The following is a 23834-nucleotide window of genomic DNA, read 5'->3' on the forward strand; positions in this document are numbered from 1 at the left end:
TTCCTCCCTATTTTAAAGTGACTACTGTCACGCCTGTATCGCCTTCTCCAACTTCTCCCAACCTGTATGATTTAACGTGTGGATGATTTTTGAGTAGCTCATGGGTTGCCTTTCTGAGAGCTCCCGTTCCCTTGCCGTGAACGATAGTCGCCTCCTTGAGTCCACTCATAACGCAATCGTCTAAATACTTATCAACCCTGTCGTAGAGTTCTTCAGTGTCGACTCCGCGCAAGTCTATCTCTGTCTTAATGTCCATGGCCTTGGTATTTCTAAAGGAAGATTTTTTTCTTTCCTTCTGTGGCTTGGCATCCATGAGATAAATATCCTTTAAGTTTGAATTTACCTTTAAGATTCCAACCTGAACGATCAAGTCTCCATTTTCGTTTGGCAGGTCCACAATCTGACCGACCTTATCTATGGAAATAATCTTGACTGTACTTCCAATTTTAACATCTTCAGCGCTGACATTTGACTTTGGCAGGCGTTTTTTATTATCGCTCTGCAACTTGTCAATATTTTTTCTAATATGAGTCCGAGTTTCTTGGATTTCTCTGGCGCTATTGTTATCAATGCTATGGACAAGCTTGTTGGCGTCTTTGATTATCTCTTCGTAATCTCTCTTGGCCTTTTGATATATTTCCCTGGCCTCTTCATTGGCCTTGTCAAGTTCTTTTCTGGCTTTTTCTTTTAACTTTTCAATTTCTTCTTTATTTTTTCTTTCTCGGTCTTCAAATTCTTTTAGCTTGCTTTCGTATTCAGCTTTTTGAGTTTCAGCGTAGACTTTGTTTTTTTCTATTTCCGCCAAAACATTCTCAAATTCTAGATTGTTTTCGCTAATATATTCTTCAGCCTTTATGATATATTCATCCGCTAATCCAAGTTTCTTTGAAATCTCAAAGGCATTGGACCGACCAGGGAGGCCAATATTTAACCTGTAAGTCGGCTTCAAACTTCCAACATCAAATTCCATACTTCCATTTACAACCCCGTCTGTGCTTAAGGCATAGAGTTTGAGCTCAGCGTAGTGGGTTGTGGCGAGGACTTTTACATCCTTTTCCCTTAGCGAATCTATGATGCTCATAGCCAGGGCTGCCCCTTCGGTTGGGTCTGTACCAGCACCCAGCTCATCAAATAAATACAGAGAATTTTCTTCCTTGGAAGATAAAATATTTACAATATTCACCATATGAGATGAGAAAGTCGATAAACTTTGCTCAATGGATTGCTCATCGCCAATATCAGTATAAATGTTTTTATAAATCGGTATCTTGGACCCTTCCAAAGCCGGTATAAAGCAACCGCTTTGGGCCAGGAGAGAAATGATTCCAACCGTTTTTAACACAACAGTCTTACCACCTGTGTTCGGTCCAGTGATAACCAAAACCTTTAAGTCTGAATCCATCTCTATGTCAGTTTTGACTACAAGTTCTGGATCTATTAACGGGTGAAACATTTGTCTGATATCCACGGATCCATCGTCTGTAAAAATCGGTTTTGTGTGCCCGTGTTCTATTGCGTACTGGGCCTTGGCATGGAGGATATCGAGTTCAGTCATTAGTTCAAAATTATAGGTGAGCTCGTCCTTGGCCCTGCCAATTCGATTTGAAAAATCTTTAAGTATTCTGTTTATTTCTTCATCAATTTGAATTTCGATTTCACGAATTTCATTATTTATATTTACAATGCTTTGAGGTTCAATAAAATAAGTGCCACCGCTGGAGCTAACATCGTGGGTAATACCAGAAATCATCCCCTTGTACTCGCGTTTAACAGGAACAACGTACCTACCTTCACGGACAGTTATCAGGGCGTCTTGCAAATACTTTTCATTGGCCTTTGAATTTACAAAAGACTTGAGCTTTTCGTTAGCCTCTTCAGTTTTTTGAATCTTCTTCCTGTTGAGAGACCTCAAAAGCGGACTGGCATTATTGGAAAGATTTTCTCTATCAACAATGGCCTTGTCCAGGTCTTTTAAAAGATTTTGGTCAATGGTAATTAGCTTTATTAGCTCTCCGGCCTTGTTAGCTTCGATACTAATATTTTTTAGGTCGCTGGCCAATTTCAAAGCGTGGAGGATATCATACAGAGATGAAATTCCCAGGATTCCACCAATGCTTGCCCGTTTGACGTAATCCGTGTAATCAACCAGGCCACCGAAATATAAGTTTCCGACCTGGCCAATTAATTTCATCGTGTCATCAAGCTTATCCAAAGCAAGCTTAATCTCCAGCTGGCTATCAAAGGGCTGGGCAGTTTTTATGCAGGTCTTGCCGTATTCGCTACCAGCAAAGTCTGAAATGATATTCATAATCTTATCGAATTCTAATGTCTTTAAAGATTTGCCTTCCATTAAACTCCCCTTCTGTAATGTCCCCTTGTGTATTCAAAGCTTATATCTTTATTGTCAAAGAGATATGATTTTACCTGGTCAAGATTTTCATCAACCTCAATCATAATCATATCCGCATTTATGTTTTCTATTCTTTCCCCCATAAAGAGTGGTTTGGAATTGTATATCCTATAAACTTCTCCATGCTTTTTCACTGGAAAAATCTCATTTTTTATATCCATAATCTCGACCCTTTTATTTTGATCAAGTTCAGTTTTTATGTCTGGATGGACCGCCTTGTTTGTCATGGACACAGTCCTGGTATAATATTTCAAAATAAATTTCGAATCGGTTTTTGTCTTCAGCTTTTCGATTTCCTTCAAACTTATTTCCCTGGACGGAATTATATTTGTTATCCCTTTTGACCTTAAATAATTAATGGCATAGGAATTAGTAATGTTTAATCCATCGCCAGCCAGAATATCAATTTCATCAGCCAAGTCAATTAGCCCATAGTTATTAATTTCAAGAGCGTCGACCAAGCCGTTTTTTATAAAGTCCCTAACTTGATCAATATAATCCTTGGTCGCCACAGACGGTGTGATTAAGATTGTCTTGTAAGACTTATCCTTGTAAAATTTAAAAACTTTCTCATCCATGGATTCAGTGGCCACATATTCAAAATCTTTATCCAAATCAACCTTACCTTTAACTATAGCGCATAGGATCGGTTTGGATTTTTTATTATTAATTACTTTATTTGCCTCAAAGTCTTTAGCTTTTTTAATAGGCTGAATTTCAATTAATTTTTCTATAGCCGACCGCCTGAGGTCATTTAAAACTGACTTAGGCACAAAAGCATCAGCCGCCAGGTTTATATTAACCGCCGGTGTTTCCAAAAATGTATCCCCAACTCTTGAAAGTTGGTCTATAATTATATCTTTATCAAGCGGCTTCCTGGCCTCTTGCAAAATATAATCGCTAGTGTATTCTATATATTTAAAATTTGAATTTGCAATTATTTTTAAGGACTCGCCAACATTTCCAGAAACCGTAAACTCCAAGGGTAATCTCCTTGGCTCGTTTACTCTTGCTAAGCCATCGTATAATCTAGCTGAATAATTCCTGTAAACCTTGGCTCCCTCTTGGCTCTTTTCATCCAATTTAATCTGCTGGCCAGATTTATAAATCTTATCGACTTTTATCCCAGTTGATTTTCCATTTTCATCTGGAAATGTTAAGCCATCGCCTGGATTTAAATCTTCATCTAAGCTGATGTAAAAATCCTTACCTTTTTTTATAATTTTACCAACCAGGCTGCCTATATGCTTGGGAGAATTTTTATTGATTAAATCATCCTTGTCCCCAGCAAACAAAAAGCCCTTGGTAAAGCCTCGGCTAAAGGCATCAGTCACATTCATTTCCTGGTCGTGAGAAATATTTTCGCCGTCCAAGATATCCCTGTAAAATTTCGTAATAGTATAGACGTACTCCTTGGACTTCATCCTGCCCTCAATTTTAAAGGAGTCAGCTATACCGACTAGCTTAGGCAAATCAAAAGAAGAATTCAGATCCTTCATGGACAGATAAAAACCTTCCTTATTAGTTGGTCTTCCATCCACAAGTAGCCTGTATCTTTTCCTGCAGGGCTGGGCACAGTCGCCCCTGTTGGCTGACCTGGTCCCTATGGCCGATGAAAAATAACAATCGCCAGAGTAGCAAACGCAAAGAGCCCCGTGGATAAAAACTTCTAAGTCAACACTTAAATCTTCCTTAATGTCCCTTATCTCATCAGTGGATAACTCCCTAGCGACAACAACTCTTTCAAAACCCAAATCCTTTAAGTTTTTTACAGCGTAATAATTATCGGCAGTCATCTGTGTAGACGCGTGCATTTCCAAGTCTGGATAAGCCTCTTTTAACAGGCTAAAAAGACCCAGGTCCTGTATAATAATGGCATCTGGCCCCTTGGAGATTATCTGGTCGATAGTCTCCATCAAATCCTCCAGCTCACCATCGTACATAATGGTGTTTATTGCCAAGAAAATCTTTTTATCCATCATATGGGCGTATTTTATTACATAATCTAGCTCATCTAGGCTTAAATTTTTTGCAAGTTTTCTGGCACTATAGGATTTAAGGCCAGTATAAACTGCGTCGGCCCCAGCATTAAAAGCAGCTATGACCTCGTCAAAGCCACCACCTGGAGCCAGCAGTTCTCCCTTATTTTTTGTCAATATTTTTCTCCGCCTTGTTTTGGTAATCTTTTTCCAATTGCATTTTCAGTTTAATAATTTCGTTGTCTCTCTTTCTGACCAAATTTTCTAGCTCTTCATTTTTGCCTTCTAGGTTTTTAATTTGGTCTTCGAGCTTTTTAATCTCCAAGTCAGAATTGTCCTTGGTCCCTTGAATTTCCTCAAGCTTGGCATTGACAGAATTTAGTTTATCCTGGATGCTAGCTATATCGTCGGCAACATTCAAGAGGCAAAGGGCACATGCATCTGCATAGTCCAGCCTTGGGTTTTTGATAACCAATTCCTTAATCTTGGAGTTTACATATTGAGTCAAACGGTCTATATACCTGTCCTCATACTCACTAGTGACATTGTATTTTCTACCGTAAATGTCAATTTGTGTGCGTTTCATTATCTTAATTTACCTCCAAATTTTTCGCTTACATCGCTGATTAGTTCGTCAGTGATTTCTTTTATTTCCTCTTCTGACAGAGTGTGATCTTTGGAACCAATGACAGCTTGGATAGTCAAACTTCTAACCTTATCACCCAGCTTATCATCCTTGTATTCATCATAGTATAGGATGTCCTTCAAATAGTCAAAGCCCTTGGAAATAATTTGTTCTTTAATTTCGCCAAAGGAAACCTTGTCTTCAAGTTCAAATGAAAACTCACGTCTGACAACTGGGAATTTACCAGGAGCTACATACTTGTTAACCTCTACAATCTTTTCAATAATCTTATCCAAATAAAGATCTGCTATATAGGTCTTCTTTAGGCCGAAATTTTCCAAAACATCTGGATGAATTTCCCCAAAGATTCCAATAACTTCGCCGTCCAATTCTAACTTAGCTGCCCTGCCTGGGTGGAAGGTCTTGGAGTCAAGTCTAGAAATCTTGTAGTCTTCTACTTTCAAGAATTTCAAAATTGCTCTTAAAGTTTCGGACAAATCATAGAAGTCCCCATAATGTGAGTGCATAATAGTAAGGTTTGTGCTTTGCTTATAATCTTCTCCGTCCTTAGCAAAGACTGGAGAAATTTCAAAACATCTTAGCTCGCCATTAAATCTGCGCGAGTTTTTGGATGCGATTTCCATAAAGTGTGGAATAGCACTTGGGCGCATAATAGAAAATTCTTCTCCAAGTGGATTGATAACCTTAACCATGTCATCTTCAACTGCCATGCCGCAATCTTCTAATAATTTCTTGCCGACAAATGAATAGGTCAGAGTTTCCATATATCCATAACCTTGCATAAATCGACGGATTTTGTTGGTCCAAGTCTTCATCTTGGATTCATAGCCAACAGTTAAGTCTGACTTTATTGGTTGGTCTTCGATATTTCCATAGCCGTAAAGCCTGCCGACTTCTTCAATCAAGTCAGCTTCTATTGATAGGTCATCCCTAAAGGATGGAACGCTTGAAATGATCTTGCCATTTTTTTCTTCAGATGGAATTTCAAGAGCATTTAATTTTTCTAGCATATAAGCCGTAGACAAGTCTGTGCCCAAAAGTTTATTTAACCTTTCAGGTCTTAGTTCAATTGTCTTTGGTTCGTATTCTTCAATTTTATATTCCTCATAAGCCGCGCTTAAATCGTACAAGCTTTGAGCTAAATAGAGGGCCCTCTTGATAGCCTGCCTTGGCATAGTCTTATCAAGTGGCTTAGAGAACCTGCTTGCAGCTTCTGATGAAAGGCCCAGTCTCTTTGATGTCTTTCTAATTTGTGCCTTGTCAAAATGAGCTCCTTCAAAGACTACGCGCTTGGTGGTCTCATCAATTTCTGAATTGGCAGCCCCCATTACTCCTCCTAGAGCAATTATTTCACCGTTAGCTTTTATTAAAATATCGCCTTCTTCAACCTCGCGCTTGCTATCGTCGAGTAGGAGAACTTCTTCCTTGGCCTTGGCTGTAGTGACTTCAATGTCAGCCCTGCCGTCTTTGGAAATCTTGTCAAAGTCAAAAGCGTGTAATGGTACGCCTGTTTCTAGCATTACATAATTTGTAATGTCTACAATGTTGTTCACTGGGCGAACGCCTGATTCCATAAGTCTGGTCTTGATCCACAAGGGGCTTGGCTTAATTTGAACTCCGTCGACCATACCGCAAATATAAGTTGCGACCTTATCTGTATCCACTTTTACATCTAAGACTTTCTCATCAATTTTATCTGGATTTTCAAGAATCTTAATTGGCTCTCTCTTGATTCCAAAAGTTGCTTGAGCTTCAATGGCCATTGAAAATACGCTTAGGCAGTCAGCCCTATTAGGTGTGATTTCCAGTTCCAATGAATCGTCTTTTAAGGCTAAAACTTCAAATATATCCTTGCCAAGCTCTGTATCCCCTGGCATAATTAAAAGTCCGTCCAAGCTTTCCTTTGGAATTACGTCCTTGGTAAAGCCAAGCTCTTGGAAGCTTACAAACATTCCGTTGGAAACAATTCCGCGGAAGTCGTGTGGACCAATTTCTGTTCCATCAGCTAAGACTGCTCCAGGAGTGGCAACTCCAACTACGTCTCCAACCTTCATATTGGTAGCTGCAGTTACAATTACGTCCTTCCTGTCGCCAAAATCTACATCGCAAACTGTAAGTTTATCAGCGTTTTCGTGCTTTCTCATGTCTGTTATCTTGGCAGTCACCACGCCCTTTACATGGCTGGATAGGCTGATGATTGATTCAACATGAGTACCTGAGTCGCTTAGTTTTGATGCGATTTCAATTGTTGGCTCATCTATATTTACATATTCCTTTAACCAGTTTAATGATAATAACATTTCTACCCCCTAAAATTGATCCAAAAATCTCTTGTCGTTGTCAAAGAGGAGTCTTAGATTATTTATATCGTGCTTAACCATAACAAGTCTATCCAAGCCCATGCCAAAGGCAAAACCCGTATAGACTTCAGGATCAATGCCACAGTTTCTCAAAACATTTGGGTGGACCATACCGCAGCCCAAAAGTTCCATGGACCAACCTGTGCCGTTGCATTTTTCACAGCCCTTGCCTCCGCAATTTGTGCAAGTTACGTCAACTTCGAAGCTTGGCTCTGTAAATGGAAAATAGTGGGGCCTAAATCTGGTGTCCAGTTCTTGGCCAAAGAGTTCAATGAGAACAGTTTTTATTGTGCTCTTAAGATTTGCAATTGAAATATCTTTGTCAACTACCAGGCCTTCAATTTGGTGGAACATTGGTGAGTGGGTATCGTCCACTTCGTCATTCCTAAAGGTCCTGCCTGCTGAAATCATCTTTAGCGGAGCACCATATTCTTTCATAGCCCTAATTTGAACCGGTGATGTGTGACTCCTTAAAACATGGTCCTTATCCATATAAAAGGTATCGCTCATATCACGGCTTGGGTGATCAAGAGGAGAATTGAGGAGGTCAAAGTTATTTTCTACAGTTTCAATTTCTGGACCGTCCAAAACCTTAAAGCCCATTGAGAGGAATAAATCTTCCAGCTGCCTCTTGGTTTCAGCTAATGGATGAAGATGGCCAATGTCCTTTTGCTTTTTAGGAATTGTAACGTCCAAGTATTCTTTTTCAATAGTAGCTTGTTTTTCTGCTTCCTTTAGCTCGGCCATCTTTTCTTCGATGGATTCTTCCAGATAGTCTCTGATTTCATTTGCAACCTTGCCCATCTTTGGACGCTCTTCTTTGGATAGCTTGCCCATTTCCTTTAAAATATCGGTTAGCTTCCCCTTCTTGCCAAGGTATTCCACCTTGGTGTCAATTATACTTTGAATTGAATCAGCAGAATCAAGTCTTCCTTTTACCTCTTCTCTTAAATTCATTAACTTGTCTAACATTTATACCTCCGTAAATATATACATCAAAATTCCAGCAGCCACGCCCAGATTCAAACTCTCGGCATCGCCCCTCATTGGTATTGTAAATTTATCATCGCACATTGCAACCAGCTCATCGCTAAGGCCTTTGGACTCATTGCCAAAGGCGACTATGGTCTTGCCAGTAATAATCTTTTTGCTCTTGCCATGAGGCAGGGTCCCCACAATCTTGTAGCCATCTGTCTTTAGTGACATCAAACCTTCCTGGTCCATGGACCTTAAGTTTACTCTGAAAATTGACCCCATAGAACTCCTTACGACCTTGTCATTATAAAAATCAACCGACTGGTGACTAGTGATTACGTCCTTGATGCCAAAGGCATCTGCAGTCCTAATAATAGTCCCCAGATTACCCGGATCAGAAATATCCTCCAGGTAAATAATTAAATCCGACAAAGGCTCTTTTGAAAATCGCTTTTTAACCAAGGCTATGGACTCTCGTCCACTCACAGTTTGCGAAAGCTTTTTTATTATTTCTTCCGACACGACCATGCCCCTTATATTAAAATTTTCAAGCAAGTCCTCCGCGTAAGCCTCGCTAACCAAGACCTCCTCTATATCAGCCCCGGTCCTCAAAGCCTCCTCCAGCATGGTAAAACCCTCCACCATAAAGTGGTCGGACTTCCTTGCATAAGAAGCGTTTGAAAGCTTGCGAATTTCCTTTACTATTTTATTGTTCAAAGAACTTATCATAAGCCCCCCAATCAACCATTATAAATATACTTATATAGGCTATATTATACTACTAACGGCCAATAAATTCAATCATTGACTTGATTTTCAAGGATAATTAACTTTTAAAAATAAAAATGAAATTTAAAAATACAATGATTTTGAAAATCAAGATAAATTTAATTTTAAACAATAAAATTTTTATCAAATAAAAATGAGAGGCATACTACCTCTCACTTACATAGACTGTTTTATTTTTAATTTCAACCACATGGCTGCAGTAATCCATGATGTCCTTGTTGTGGCTTATAATAAATATTATCTTGTCGTCAACATTTTTCAAGACTTCTGTCAAAATTTCTGTCTCAGTTGCCTTGTCCAAAGATGATGTTGGCTCGTCAAGGATTACAATCTTGGCATCTTCTGTAAAATATCTGGATAAGGCAATTCTTTGCTTATCCCCGCCAGACAAGTTTGCTCCATTTTCTACGATCATCTCATCTAAATTTTTGAACTTTGATAAAAACGGCATAGACTCATAAATTTTTCTTGCAAGTGGCTTTCTACCAAAGTTTAAATTGTTATAAATAGTATCCGTAATAATCGGAGTATTTTGTGAATAATAAGACACGGCCTTTAAATATTCCGAGTTTTTTATATCCTCGATAGGAATGTCATTAACATAAATCCCCTCAGCCTCTCTGAACTTGGCTATTAATTTTACTAGCGTGCTCTTGCCTGTTCCGCTTTCACCCATAATGCCCACAATATCGCCTTTATTAAATTCCATCTTGATATCTTTAAGCAAATTTTTCCCCATTACATCAACTGATTTAATGTCAAAGGAAATCTTGTCCAAATGCTCAGGCATATCTTGGCTGCCATCATGGTCTTCAAAATTAATCAAGGTCATTAAAAACTCATCCGCTGCCCTGACTTCTGCAAGGCCAAGATTAGTATATGTTAGACCACGGATGGCATTTGAAAAATATGGGAAAACTAATATTACGTAGACGACTCCGCCGAATGACTCCTGATTATTAAGCGCAAGGGCAGCCAGGAAAATTATGGTCAGATTTTGTATAATTTGATTTAAACCTATCAGTAAACCCGAAGCCCCATTGGCTACATAATTCACCTTTTTGCGGACGCCTTCTGATTTTAATATATTATCAGAAAGTATAGGCAAAAGCCTTTCGTTCTCTGCATTTTGCTTAATAAAATCTACTTGTGACACGACTGAATTGATATTCCTATTGGATTCTGTGCTCGCCTTCATAAGGCCAACAGATAGTTTTCCAAGTTTTCTGTTAAGAGCTCTAAATCCAAAGTAGTGTATAGGTATGATTATAAACATTAAAATAGCTGCAATATGGTTTAAATTCCAAGCAATTATTATAGTTACTACAATCGTGACAACATTTACTAAGAGGGCTGGGATCAGGTCAAAATAAAAACTAGCATAAGCCTCTGCTGCATTATAAGTAAGCTCTCTGATTGCAGTTGGTCCTTCCTCTATGTACTTGTCGTATTTTAGTTTGAAAACGTCTGTATAAAGTAAATCGCTAGCCCTGCCATGATACTCTTGGACCAATTGGTTTTTTGTAAATACAGAAACAAAGTCGACCAAATATCCTACTGCCAAGAGCAAGATAACCTTTGCAATGTCCTTGGCCCCAATAGTCCCAACATTTTCAATTGTATTATTAAGAGTAATTGGCGCAATTACAAATAAAATTGCAGATAGTAAGGACAAGGCCAATAGTAAAATAAAGCCAGACTTATTTACAATCTTGAACATATTTTTCTTTTTTATTTTTAAATCATTCTTCATCTTTAAATCATTCTGCATTTTCAACCTCCTTAATAAATATATAATCCCACAAAAAACATTCCTACTTTTAATTATATACCCCCCCAATTTTTTGTCAAATAAAAAGAGAGGTTAAATATACCTCTCCAAAGATCTCTTTATATCTCTTTCTTTGATTGATTCACGTTTGTCGTAGAGTTTTTTACCGCGGGCGATGGCTATTTCCATCTTTATAAGACCGTTTTTTAAATAAAGGCTAAGGGGAATTACCGCCATACCCTTTTGCATGACTTCTTGGTTAATTCTCAAGATTTCTCTCTTGTTTAAAAGTAGCCTGCGGTCTCTTAAAGGGTCGACATTAAAAATATTGCCTTCCTTGTAAGGGCTTATGTGCATGCCCACCACAAAGGCCTCGTTATTTCTAATCACACAATAAGATTCTTTTAAATTGGCCTTTCCAGCGCGTATGCTTTTTACTTCCGTTCCCTTTAAGGCAATGCCTGCCTCATAAGTTTTCTCTATAAAATAATCGTGCCTAGCTTTTCTATTGGTCGCTAGAGTTTTTTCCATACTCATCCTCCCCCACGAATTCAAAATCTATCTGCATCCTAGAAACGCTAACGTTAACTACCTTTACATAAACTCTCTTGCCCACTTCAAGGTCTCCGTCAAAGTTTTTCGCCCTAGCCGTCATGGTCTTCTCGTCAAATCTATAATTTTCAATATAATCTGCGTGTACCAAGCCTTCAACTGTGTTGTCCAGCATGGCAAAAATTCCAAACTCGACCACGCCACTGATCTTGGCCGGATAAACTTCGCCAATCTTTTCTTTCATGTATTCACATTTTTTAAGCTGAATGGCATCTCTTTCAAGTTCTAATACGACTCTTTCAACTGAGGTTGCTCGTTCGCCAATCTCCTTGGCTTGGTCTTCAAAGATTGAAATGTTTTTCTTTGATAATTTGCCCTCCATATCCATGGACATAATTCTGTGAATAAATAAGTCTGGATACCGCCTGATAGGCGCGGTAAAATGCGAATAATTTTCCAAAGCAAGAGCAAAGTGGCCTTCGTTTTCATCTCGATAGTCCGCCTTGGTCATGGACCTTAAAACCAAATCATTTATCCTTTCAAAGGCGTCCATGTTCTTGGCCCTTTCCAAAAGCTCTTGGAATTTCTTAGCATCCATGTCGTCTTCGACCTTTAATCCATAAGGTCTAAGGAGAGTCCTAAGAGTTGCAATCTTTTCATCAGTCGGTGCCTCATGGACCCTGTACAAAAATGGAAACATCTTTACAAAATACTTGGTCGCCACCATTTTGTTTGTGATAATCATAAATTCTTCTATAATTCTTTCGCTAAGTCCACGGTCTCTGACCTTAATATCAGTGACCTTGCCCTTGTCATCAGTTGCAATCTCAGGCTCTATGGACCTAAACTCAATCGTGCCCCTTTGAACAGAGGCTTTTTTTAATATTTCATACAGATCCTTGCAAGCATTTAAAAAATCTGCAATAAAATTATAGGGTTCAATGGACTCGCCATCGTAAAATTTATTTAAATCCTCGTAATTTAACCTGTAATCGGATTTTATAATTGATTTGTCATTTGATATAAGCTCAGCCTTTCCTATTTTGTCAACCTTCATCCTAACAGACATAGCATAGCGGTCTTCATTTGGATTTAATGAGCAAACACCATTTGAAATCACCTCTGGCAGCATTGGAATTACCAAACCTGGCAGGTAAATACTCATCTGCCTATTATAGCATTCTCGGTCAAGCTTGGAATAAGATTTTACATAGTGGCTGACATCTGCAATGTGGACCGTGAGTATATAAGAATCTCCGTCTGTCTCAATTGAAATTGCGTCGTCAAAGTCCTTGGCATCCTTGCCGTCTATAGTTACAGTGAGCATATCCCTATAATCTTTTCTGCCCTTAGGTAGGATCGCTTCCTTAGAAACTTCATCGGCTTCTCTTAAAACTTCGTCTGTAAAAGTCGCAGGTACACTTGCATCAACAACCAGAGACATGAGGTCAACATGCTTTTCGCCCTTGAAGCCTATAAATTCTTTTATTTTGGCCCGATAAACTCCCCTGCCTTCGTCAAAGGAAATTATTTCAACCCTATAAAGTCCGCCTTCCCTTAAGGAATATTCATCATAGTTTAAAATCTTAAGTGGATAAGAGAGTTCTCTTTCAGCTTGTATAATTAATTTTTTCCGCCTTTTAATGGCCATGCCAACCAAGGACTTGTTTGTAAAATCAACAGCCCTTACAAAAGCAATCTCCCTGCCTCTTTCCTTACCAACGATTTCATACTCGACTAAGTCCCTATCCATTGCTCCCATGGTTTTGCCAGCTGGCACAAAGTAATCGTCGCCGTCCTTGTTTTCTATAAAGCCATAGTTTTGCCTAGTGGCCATAAAGGTCCCCTTGTAAACTTTGGCAGGACCAATCTTTACATTGCCCCTTTGATCCATATGAATAGTCCCCTCGGAAACCATTTGGTCAAGGGTCTTGTTAAATTTTCTCTTGTCCTTTTTGCTGATGCCGAGGATTTTTTGCAGCTTGTCCTTGTCAACAGACTTTAGCTCAGATACGACCATTTTAATTTTTTCTTTTATCTTCATATGAACCTCCTAAAAAAACTCTAAACAAAGTCTAGAGTTTTTCATCTTACAGTTTGGATCCAAAACTTGTCTTATTAAATAAGTCTGCATCAAACCTATAATTAGTTTCTTTTTCTTCTTCGTTAGCCTTAATGGCTATGTCAATCATCTTGTCAAGGACGGCCTTGAAGGTATAGCCCATGTCCTCCCACAGATAAAATCCGTAGGAACCCGGGAGTGTATTAATTTCATTTACAAAAAGTTCCTTGTCCTTGTTGCAAAGAATATCTATGCGAGCGTTGCCCCTGGTGTCCAAGCAAATAAAAGCTTCCTTGGCCAACCTTTGAGCTTGGGCTGCCAATTCTTCGTCTTCCAAAAATTTATGCTTGCCGCCAGTTATCTTTGATTTTGAACCGGCTTCATATTTTTTCTCGAAGGAAAAAAATTCGCCAACGCCCTCAGGCACTTCGACTCTGGATACTTCAACGTCACTCTTCATTCCCATTACGCCGACATTAAATTCGACTGCGTCCACAACTGATTCTTCAACGATTATTTTTCTGTCAAATTCCTTGGCAATGGCAATTGCATCTCTTAGGCTGACCTCATCAGTCGCTTCCTTTATGCCAATGCTTGAGCCCAGGCTAGCTGGCTTAACATACATTGGGAATTGGAGCTTAGCCATGAGGCCTTGGATAATATCGCTTTCATGCTTTTCATAGTCTGACCTATAGAACCACATGTGCTTAACAACAGGAATATCATTTGCCTTAAAGACATCCTTCATAATAATCTTGTCCATTCCTAGGGATGAAGACATAAGAGATGGACCTGTAAAAGGAATCCCATTGGTTTCAAAAATTCCTTGGATGGCCCCGTCTTCTCCGTGCGAACCGTGGAGGCCGTTTAAGACACAGTAAATTTCGATTTTTTCCTCCTTGGCAAAGAGGCCGCCTTTTTCAATATATAAATTGTGGTCGCCATAATTTGTTGCAAATCTAACTGGCTTTTTGTCCTTAAACTCATTAGTCTTAAAGGACCTAAAGTCCTTGTAGCATTCGCCAGTAAACATTTGCCCGTCCTTGTTTATAAAAACAGGAATGACATTGTATTTATTTTTGTCTAAATTTTCTATGGCTTGGATGCCTGTAATAACACTTACTTCGTGTTCAACGGCCCTGCCCCCATAGATAACAGCAATATTTTTCATCTTTCACCTCTAATAAATATCTGTAAGATCATTTTCAAATAAAACTACATCGCCAGGCGATAAAATTTCACCCAAGAGCTTTGTCGCATCGTCCAAAGTATCCACCCTATAATTCTTGTGGTCGATATTATCGGTCGCTTCAACTCCCCTGTTGACATCGTCTGCAATTTTTTTGCCAACCAAAATCGAAATGTCGGTCATCTTGGCAATTTCCTCGCCCAATTTAAAGTTCTCGGTCTCTTGCAAGTCTCCGAGCTCAACCATACCAGGTGTAACAATGATTTTTTTGCCGCCTTCAAAAAGATTTAAAACCTCTAATGCGGCCCTGGCTCCATCTGGATTTGAATTAAATGCATCATCGATTACAATGGCTCCGCCTGGATTTTTGATAATATTTAGCCTGTGCTCAACTTGTTCTAAGTTTGCAATGGCCCTTATAATGTCTTCCTTTTGCATGCCAACTTCGATAGCAGCTTGGGTTGCCATTATAATATTTAAAATATTGTGCCTGCCCAAAAGCTTTGTATGAGCTTCCATAGGTCCATCGACAAAGTTTATATCAAAAACTGTACCATTTTCATTTATAGTTTTAATTGTAGCTGTCAGATCACCATTATCAATGCCAACCTTGTAGCAGTCCAGATTTCTCCTATTAGCTTCATCTAAGACCAGCTCGCTATCTGCATTTACAATTATAGCCTTATTTTTAAGTCCATCTGCAAGTTCAAACTTCGTTTTAATAATATTTTCAATAGAACCAAAAGTTTCCAAATGACATGGACCGATATTTGTAATAATACCAATATCTGGGAAAACAAGGTCAACTAACTCTTTAATTTCTCCAGTATACCTGGCCCCCATTTCAGCAATGAAAATTTGGTGGCTTTCGTTTAATTCGTTATTTATAATCTTGGACAAACCCATAGGAGTATTAAAACTCGATGGCGAGCTGTAAACCCTCTTATAATTAGACAAGATTTGTGCCAAGATCGTCTTTGTTGAAGTCTTGCCGTAAGAACCAGTAATAGCAATAACTGTTAGGCCATTTATTTTCTGATCTTTAATCTTATCTTGGGCCATCTTGTAAAACTTATTATTAACCCTTTTTTCATGGGGATTAATAATATAAAGGGCCAGCATCATTATCCTTGATTGATAAAAATAAAGTAAAATTGCCACAAATATTATCAGTGAAACATAGAGCACATAGGCCATCGAATCCAGCTTTACAAAGAATGAAATCGATAGCAAGGCCAGCAAGATAACTGCATTTATAATAGTATTTGTTATTAGAAGTCTCTTGGCCCTATCAGTGTAGACCAAAGGCTTTTTGGAATCGCTCATTTTGGTCTTGTCCTTAGAAAAGGAATAGGCCTTGTCCCTATTACTTGCTATCCACTCCTTGTATTCAGCAGGAATATATCCAAGCTGTTGGACCATTTGCAAAAAATATGTGCTTCTAATATACAAAAGAATATTAAAAAGTCCAACCAATAATATTATCAAAATTACTTGTAAAGTTTCAAACATCTAATCCTCCAAAAATGGTTCTACCACATTTCTAAATCCTATTATATCATCTAAGTAAGAGTAATGTCCACCGTCAAGGACCTCCAGCTTACAGGAAGGAATCTTCTCTTCCATCATCTGGCCCATCCAAAGTGGTGTATCCATATCATTCTTACCCCATACAGCAAGGGTTGGAACATCAATTTTTTCTAATTTTTCCGTTAAGTCTTCGTTTACAACTCTTACCAAAATCTTTCTCATAACGCCGTCTGCACTCTTATAATCAGCTGATCCATGTTTTTTGTAAAACTTTTCTAGATTTTTTTCGCCTCTAAATAAAACATAAAGCTTTTTCATAAACTTAAAATATATAATTTTAAATTTGCTTTTAAAATCCAAAGGCGCCTTGATGCCAGATGCGTCAATCAAAACTAGTTTTTCAATTGGATGAGATGGCCTAGATGCGATTTCAATTCCACATTTGCCCCCGTAAGAATGGCCCAGATAATAGACATTGGTCAAATTTAACTGGTCCATAAACTTTAAAATTATGTCCGCATAATCGCTTGTACCAATGACATCTTTAGGCTTATCGCTCTTGTCATGTCCAGGCAGAGCCATGGCTATAACCCTATATTTATGTTTGAGGGAATTTATAACGGGTTTCATGGCGGCAATTGAAGCCCCCCAACCATGGACGACAAAGGCAACTTGGTCGCAATTTGCATTCTCCTCTTCATAATAAATTTTTATACCATCAATATCTATATACATAGTCACCTCATCTTAAATATGTAAGTATAATTTAAAAGGGGTGGCTGCCCACCCCTTCAAATTATTTTAAAATTAATCCGCCGATTTTCACAAATAATGGTGCAAATACAAGGCTGACGATTGTCATAAGTTTGATTAGAATGTTTAGTGAAGGTCCTGATGTGTCTTTGAATGGGTCACCTACTGTGTCTCCAGTAACAGCAGCTTTGTGAGCTGGGCTACCTTTTCCACCGTGAACGCCTGATTCAATATATTTTTTAGCATTATCCCATGCGCCACCAGCATTTGACATGAAGATAGCCATGAGTACACCTGTTACAAGTCCACCAGCAAGTAGACCGCCAAGTGCTTCTGTGCCAAGTAGAACACCTACTAGAATTGGTGTAAGAACTGCCATTAGGCCAGGAATAATCATTTCCTTTAGAGCAGCGCCTGTTGAAATTTCAACGCACTTACCATATTCTGGTTTGCCTGTTCCTTCCATAATTCCAGGAATTTCTCTAAATTGACGTCTTACTTCTTCAATCATTTGGTTAGCAGCCTTACCAACAGCTTCCATAGTCATAGCACTGAATAGGAATGGTAGCATACCACCGATGAATAAACCAGCAATTGTTGATGGTTTTGTAAGGTCAATTGATTCTAGAGCAACAGCTTGAGTATAGCTTGAGAAAAGTGCAAGTGCAGTTAGAGCAGCACTTCCGATAGCAAAACCCTTACCAACAGCTGCAGTTGTGTTACCAACAGCGTCAAGTGTATCTGTAATTTCTCTAACACTTTCTGGGAGTTCAGCCATTTCAGCAATACCACCAGCATTATCAGCGATTGGACCATAAGCGTCAACAGCAATTGTCATAGCTGAGTTTGCTAGCATACCAACAGCTGCAAGAGAAATACCAAATAATCCTAGCTTTGGATCTGTCATTCCACCAGCAAGGTAGAAAGCAACAATAATACCAATAGCAATTGTAATAATTGGAACAGCAGTAGACATCATACCTACTGATAAACCAGAGATAATATTTGTAGATTCACCTGTTTCTGATTCTTCAGCAATCTTTTGAACAGGAGCATATTTTTCTGAAGTGAAGTATTCTGTAATCTTAGCGATGATGAGACCAACTGCTAAACCTGCTACAGTAGCGATAAATGGTTTTGTGCTACCAATAATATTTGCTGATAGGAAATATGAAGCAATAACAGTTATGATTGATCCAACAAGTGTACCAGAGTTTAGTGCTTTTTGTGGATCATTGTCACCCTTAACAAATAGGGTACCAAGAATACTTGCAATTAAACCAACTGACGCAAGAGCAGCTACAAATAGAACGCCCTTGTCTGCGTATGCAAAATATCCAAGTGTAAATGCTGAAATAATAGCACCAACATATGATTCAAATAAGTCAGCTCCCATACCTGCAACGTCACCAACGTTATCTCCTACGTTATCAGCGATAACAGCAGGGTTTCTTGGGTCGTCTTCTGGGATACCAGCTTCAACCTTACCAACAAGGTCTGCGCCAACGTCTGCAGCTTTGGTATAGATACCGCCACCAACTCTAGCAAATAGAGCGATTGATGAAGCACCAAAACCAAAACCTGTAATGATATTAAATACATCTGCGTGGTCTTTAAAAATTAAATAAAATACTGTTGTTCCTAATAAACCAAGACCAACAACACACATACCCATTACAGTTCCGCCTGAGAAAGCTACGCTAAGAGCCTTGCTCATGCCATCTGTGTTGGCTGCATTTGCAGTTCTAACATTAGCCTTTGTTGCAACCTTCATACCGATAAGTCCAGCTAATACTGAGAAAATTGCACCAACTATAAAGCAAATAGCTGTTAGCCAGTCAATTGCAAGACCAAGTATTACAAAAACTGCAACAACAAATATCGCCATTGAACGATATTCCCTTCTTAAAAATGCCATAGCACCTTCGGAAATATAGGTTGATAATTCTTCCATTCTAGCATTTCCAACTGGTTGCTTTTTAATAAAAGTAGCTTTTATTAAAGCATATACCAGTCCTAGCACCGCTACTATCGGTGCACAATACAAAATATAATCCACTTTGTCCTCCTAAAAAATATTATTTTCGACTAAAAAACTGATAGCAAAAATGCAGTTACAAAAAATACTGCAGCTGCTATAATAGTCATTCTCTTTAATGTTGCATCACGAGATACTCCGCGATCTTTACCCCATAATGCTTCTGGTGCTACCCCCATAATTACTGAGCTTTGGTCGCTACCTTCTTGTACCATCATGAGTGTTATTAGAGCAATTGAACTAATAAGTACAAGTGCATAAAGTACATACATCATATTACACCTCCATCTAATCTATAACAGATTAATTCTAACATAAAAGAATGTTTTTTTCAAGCATTAAAGGCCCTATTTGCACAAAAAAATGCCCCTAAAAAGGGGCATAAATTTATTTTAGAAAAAACTCATTATTGCAGATGATATCATTGATTCGACAAATTTTCCAATGAGTGCTGCAACCAGTACAAAATAAATCATCGCAATATAAACTTTAATTCTCTTTCCAAACCTATCGTTAAACATTATATCTAATAAAGATACATTGTATTGGAGAACTGAAAATCCATATAATAACAAAGGCAGATCAGGATTTCTATCAAAGTAAGGAATTAGAGAAAGCAAAATCGCAAGCAAAAGTAATGGAGCAGAAATGACTGTTTTGTTTGCAAGTCCATTTATAAACTTTTTAATGTCTCTGTTTCCCAAGTAATTCATGAGAAGCACAAGGCCTGTTGAGATGATAAACACAAATAATCCAAGTGATAAAGCACTAGAATTACCAAGCAAGGTTAAGAAAAAAACACCAAGAATTATTCCCAAATTAATTAGCGAATATTTAAAATTATCATCTTCTTGTTCGAAGTTTTGATTTGTTAATCTCTTCTTAAACCAAGCAAAGTAATTGCTAAAGTCAATGTTCACTTTATTTTGGCCTTGATAGTTATTTGCATATTGACGGTTATCTGCACCGTTTCCTCCACCAGTTTCTTCAAAAGCAGACCCGCATTTGTTGCAGAACTTTGCACTATCATCAACTATGTTGTTGCAGTTTTTACATACTTTCATAATATCCTCCTCAAATATAACATAATTGTTACTATTATTTTATTTAATAATAACACATAAGAATATAAAATTCAACAAAAAAGAGAGGGCGTACCCTCTCTAATTTAAAAGTTTTCGTTTTCTTGTCTTTGAAGTTCTTTTAGAATTTCATTCATTGGCAAGTCACCAAGGATTTGTGGTTCTTCTTTTTCAACGACAGGTTTTTCCTCAAGTTTTTTCTTTAGAGGATCGTCATCTGATAGAGGAACGTCTATGTTTAGATATCTCTTGACGCCTGTACCTGCAGGAATTGTCATACCGATAATTACATTTTCTTTAAGTCCTAGCAAGTAATCTTCCTTGCCCTTGATTGCTGCATCTGCCAAGATTCTTGTTGTTTCTTGGAAGGATGCTGCCGACAAGAATGAATCAGTAGCCAGAGCTGCCTTTGTAATTCCCAGTAAAACTCTCTTTGCACTTGCAGGAATTTTTCCTGCAGCTTCCAATTCAGCATTTGCTGCTTTGAAGTCTGTAATTCCGACCAAAGTGCCAGGTATAAAGTCTGAGTCGCCTGCGTTTTCAATTCTAACCTTTGAAAGCATTTGTCTCATGATAATTTCAACGTGCTTGTCGTTAATGTCAACACCTGACATCCTATAAGCCCTTTGAACTTCTTTTACTATATAAGATTCAACCCCTTGAACACCCTTAACCTTAAAGATTTCGTGTGGGTTAATTGAACCTTCTGTTAAAGGATCACCGGCCTTGATTTCTTGACCGTCCTTAACTTTAATCCTTGAACCAAATACGATTGGATAGATTTCAGTTGCGTCTTTGTTTTCAACAACAACTTCCCTCTTCTTGTCTGATTCAACGATAGTAACTTTACCGTCGATTTCAGATATAACTGCAACCCCTTTTGGCTTCCTAGCTTCAAATAGTTCTTCAACACGTGGCAAACCTTGAGTAATATCTTCTGCCTTAGCAACACCACCTGTGTGGAAGGTTCTCATTGTAAGCTGTGTACCCGGTTCACCGATGGATTGAGCAGCGATAATACCAACTGCTTCACCGATGTCCACCTTCCTACCATTTGCCAAGTTCTTGCCGTAGCATTTTCTGCATACGCCGTGTCTTGCATTACAGTGGAGGACAGATCTAACCTTTACGCTTTCAAAACCAAGGTTTTGAATCTTTGCTGCTATATCTTCTGAAATCAATTCGTCTTTTGAACAAATCAATTCGCCTGTATTAGGATCAACTATATCTTCAAATGGATATCTGCCTTCGAGTCTGTCTTTAAGTTCTTCGATAACTTCATTGCCATCTTTAAAGGCCGAAATTTCAAGATAATCTGTTGTGCCACAATCTTCTTCACGAACGATAACATCTTGGCTGACGTCAACGAGTCTCCTGGTCAAGTAACCTGAGTCTGCAGTCTTAAGAGCAGTGTCTGATAGACCCTTTCTGGATCCGTGACTTGATAAGAAGAATTCGAGAACACTGAGGCCTTCACGGAAATTTGACTTAATAGGAATTTCTACAGTCTTACCTGTTGATGAAGCCATCAGACCACGCATACCACCCAGCTGACGAATTTGGTTCTTGGAACCACGAGCACCTGATGTAGCCATGATATAAATGTTGTTGTCATGATCAAGTGATTCCATAAGTGCATCTGTAACCTCGTCTGTTGAGTCGTTCCAAATGTTAATTACGTGTTCGTATCTTTCCTCTTCACTAATCAGACCCTTTCTAAAGGCCTTTTCGTACTTATCAACTTCTTTTTGTGACTTATCCAAAATATCTTGCTTGTTATCTGGAACAACAACGTCCTGCATGGAGATTGAAATTGCACCAATAGTTGAGTAATAGTAACCCATGGATTTAATATTATCCAAGAGTTCTGCTGTTATATTGTTACCGTATTTATCATAGCATCTTTCGATAATCCGACCTAAGGTCTTCTTGTCGACTGTTTTATCTATTTCTAGTGAGAACTTATCCTCTTCCCTATCTACAAAACCAAGATTTTGTGGAATCTTTTGGTTAAAGATAAATCTGCCAGCAGTTGATTCTACAATCTTATGTGAACCATCTTCTAGAGTAACTCTTACCTTAACCCTGTCTTGAAGTTTGATTTGCTTTGTATCAAAAGCCAGCATCATTTCATCATAGTCTTTGAAGGTGTGGATATTTTCTTGTTCATAAGTTGCATCCATGGTTAAATAGTAGCAACCCAAAACCATATCTTGAGATGGAACTGTAATTGGTTTACCATCTTTTGGAGCCAAGATATTGTTTGTTGATAGCATGAGTAGTCTTGCTTCAGCTTGAGCTTCCACTGATAATGGAAGGTGAACAGCCATTTGGTCCCCGTCGAAGTCAGCGTTATATGGCGGACATACTAGAGGGTGAAGCTTAATAGCCTTACCTTCAACTAGGATCGGTTCAAATGCTTGGATACCCAACCTGTGAAGGGTCGGTGCACGGTTTAGTAGAACTGGGTGGTCTTTGATAACCTTTTCAAGTTCATCCCAAACTTCTGGTTCCATCCTATCTATCATGCGTTTTGCATTTTTAATATTGTGAGCCTTGCCATTTGCAACTAGCTCGTGCATAACATGTGGCTTGAAAAGTTCAAGAGCCATATTTTTTGGCAGACCGCATTGGTAGAATTTCAAATCTGGACCAACAACAATTACAGAACGGCCTGAATAGTCAACACGCTTACCAAGTAGGTTTTGACGGAACCTACCTTGCTTACCCTTTAAGAGGTCGTTCAAGCTCTTTAACGGTCTGTTGCCTGCGCCTGTAACAGCTCTGCCACGTCTACCGKTATCAATAAGAGCGTCTACTGATTCTTGGAGCATCCTCTTTTCATTTCTAACGATAATTTCAGGAGCGCCTAATTCAAGTAATCTCTTTAAACGGTTGTTTCTATTGATAACCCTGCGATATAAATCGTTCAAGTCAGAAGTTGCAAATCTACCACCATCTAGCTCAACCATAGGTCTAAGATCTGGTGGAATAACTGGGAGTGCATCCAAAATCATCCATTCTGGACGGTTGCCACTGAGTCTAAATGCTTCTACAACTTCCAGTCTTCTGATAAGTCTAACGCGTTTTTGTCCTGTGGCATCTTCCAATTCTTTTTTAATTTCCTTTGAAATTGCTTCAGGATCAACTTCTTGTAATAGTTCTTTGATAGCTTCGGCACCCATGCCTGCTCTAAATTCATTTGGATACTCACTTTGCATTTGTTGATATTCAGCTTCGGTGAGCAAATCCTTCTTGAGAAGCGGTGTCTTGCCCGGATCTATTACTATATAGTTGGCGAAATATAAAACTTTTTCCAGGGCTCTAGGACTAATATCAAGTATAAGTCCCATCCTTGATGGAATTCCCTTGAAATACCAAATATGTGAGCAAGGACAAGCGAGTTCAATGTGGCCCATTCTTTCACGACGGACTTTAGCCTTTGTGACTTCAACGCCGCAGCGATCACAAACTACACCCTTGTATCTGATTCTTTTGTATTTTCCACAATGACATTCCCAGTCCTTTGTAGGTCCGAAGATTCTTTCACAGAAAAGTCCTTCCTTTTCTGGCTTTAAGGTACGGTAGTTGATGGTTTCAGGTTTTTTAACCTCACCATAAGACCACGACCTAATCATCTCGGGAGATGCTAAACCAATTTTAATTGATTCAAAATTTTCATTTTCGTACATATAAAA

Annotated in this window: 16 protein-coding genes; all 16 read right to left on the bottom strand. The window is 38.6% G+C overall.

The window, feature by feature from the left end; translation table 11 throughout:
- Window positions 1-7: 7 nt before the first annotated feature.
- Window positions 8-2350, bottom strand: a complete 2343-nt coding sequence (locus CUU59_RS06030) for an endonuclease MutS2 (RefSeq protein WP_099951072.1) — start codon at window positions 2348-2350, stop codon at window positions 8-10.
- On the bottom strand, window positions 2350-4566 hold the full coding sequence (locus CUU59_RS06035; protein WP_099951073.1) for a U32 family peptidase: 2217 nt from the start codon (window positions 4564-4566) through the stop codon (window positions 2350-2352). Before CUU59_RS06035 ends, CUU59_RS06030 begins: the two co-directional genes overlap by 1 nt.
- On the bottom strand, window positions 4553-4975 hold the full coding sequence (locus tag CUU59_RS06040; protein ID WP_099951074.1) for a cell division protein ZapA: 423 nt from the start codon (window positions 4973-4975) through the stop codon (window positions 4553-4555). Before CUU59_RS06040 ends, CUU59_RS06035 begins: the two co-directional genes overlap by 14 nt.
- A complete protein-coding gene (gene pheT / locus CUU59_RS06045) occupies window positions 4975-7335 on the bottom strand; it encodes a phenylalanine--tRNA ligase subunit beta (protein WP_099951075.1) in 2361 nt (786 codons plus the stop codon). The genes CUU59_RS06040 and pheT overlap by 1 nt, the downstream gene beginning before the upstream one ends.
- A 9-nt stretch (window positions 7336-7344) precedes the next feature.
- Complete coding sequence (gene pheS / locus CUU59_RS06050; protein WP_099951076.1) at window positions 7345-8367, bottom strand: phenylalanine--tRNA ligase subunit alpha; 1023 nt, start codon at window positions 8365-8367, stop codon at window positions 7345-7347.
- Window positions 8368-9099: a TrmH family RNA methyltransferase gene (locus CUU59_RS06055; RefSeq protein WP_099951077.1), complete on the bottom strand. Its 732-nt coding sequence runs from the start codon at window positions 9097-9099 to the stop codon at window positions 8368-8370.
- A gap of 205 nt (window positions 9100-9304) precedes the next feature.
- Entirely contained in the window at window positions 9305-10930 is a 1626-nt protein-coding gene (locus CUU59_RS06060) for an ATP-binding cassette domain-containing protein (protein WP_099951078.1), read from the bottom strand.
- A gap of 93 nt (window positions 10931-11023) precedes the next feature.
- On the bottom strand, window positions 11024-11467 hold the full coding sequence (gene smpB / locus CUU59_RS06065; RefSeq protein ID WP_099951079.1) for an SsrA-binding protein SmpB: 444 nt from the start codon (window positions 11465-11467) through the stop codon (window positions 11024-11026).
- On the bottom strand, window positions 11436-13526 hold the full coding sequence (gene rnr, locus CUU59_RS06070; protein WP_099951080.1) for a ribonuclease R: 2091 nt from the start codon (window positions 13524-13526) through the stop codon (window positions 11436-11438). The genes smpB and rnr overlap by 32 nt, the downstream gene beginning before the upstream one ends.
- Window positions 13527-13572: 46 nt before the next feature.
- A complete protein-coding gene (locus CUU59_RS06075; RefSeq protein WP_099951081.1) occupies window positions 13573-14715 on the bottom strand; it encodes a D-alanine--D-alanine ligase in 1143 nt (380 codons plus the stop codon).
- Between the two features lie 9 nt (window positions 14716-14724).
- Window positions 14725-16245 (bottom strand): UDP-N-acetylmuramoyl-tripeptide--D-alanyl-D-alanine ligase, encoded by a 1521-nt coding sequence (locus tag CUU59_RS06080; RefSeq protein WP_099951082.1) that lies wholly within the window; start codon window positions 16243-16245, stop codon window positions 14725-14727.
- Window positions 16246-16998, bottom strand: coding sequence for an alpha/beta fold hydrolase (locus tag CUU59_RS06085; protein ID WP_099951083.1), 753 nt, complete (start codon window positions 16996-16998; stop codon window positions 16246-16248).
- Window positions 16999-17059: 61 nt separating this feature from the next.
- Window positions 17060-19075: a sodium-translocating pyrophosphatase gene (locus CUU59_RS06090; RefSeq protein WP_099951084.1), complete on the bottom strand. Its 2016-nt coding sequence runs from the start codon at window positions 19073-19075 to the stop codon at window positions 17060-17062.
- A 29-nt stretch (window positions 19076-19104) separates the two neighbouring features.
- Window positions 19105-19329, bottom strand: coding sequence for a preprotein translocase subunit SecG (gene secG / locus CUU59_RS06095; RefSeq protein ID WP_075574803.1), 225 nt, complete (start codon window positions 19327-19329; stop codon window positions 19105-19107).
- 117 nt (window positions 19330-19446) lie between these two features.
- Window positions 19447-20118 (bottom strand): zinc ribbon domain-containing protein, encoded by a 672-nt coding sequence (locus CUU59_RS06100; protein ID WP_099951085.1) that lies wholly within the window; start codon window positions 20116-20118, stop codon window positions 19447-19449.
- A gap of 104 nt (window positions 20119-20222) precedes the next feature.
- Window positions 20223-23828 carry a DNA-directed RNA polymerase subunit beta' gene (gene rpoC, locus CUU59_RS06105; RefSeq protein ID WP_099951086.1) on the bottom strand — a complete coding sequence of 1202 codons (3606 nt, stop codon included), beginning with the start codon at window positions 23826-23828 and terminating at the stop codon, window positions 20223-20225.
- Window positions 23829-23834: the final 6 nt, after the last annotated feature.

The organism is Ezakiella peruensis (genome assembly GCF_900215725.1).
Taxonomy (GTDB): domain Bacteria; phylum Bacillota; class Clostridia; order Tissierellales; family Peptoniphilaceae; genus Ezakiella; species Ezakiella peruensis.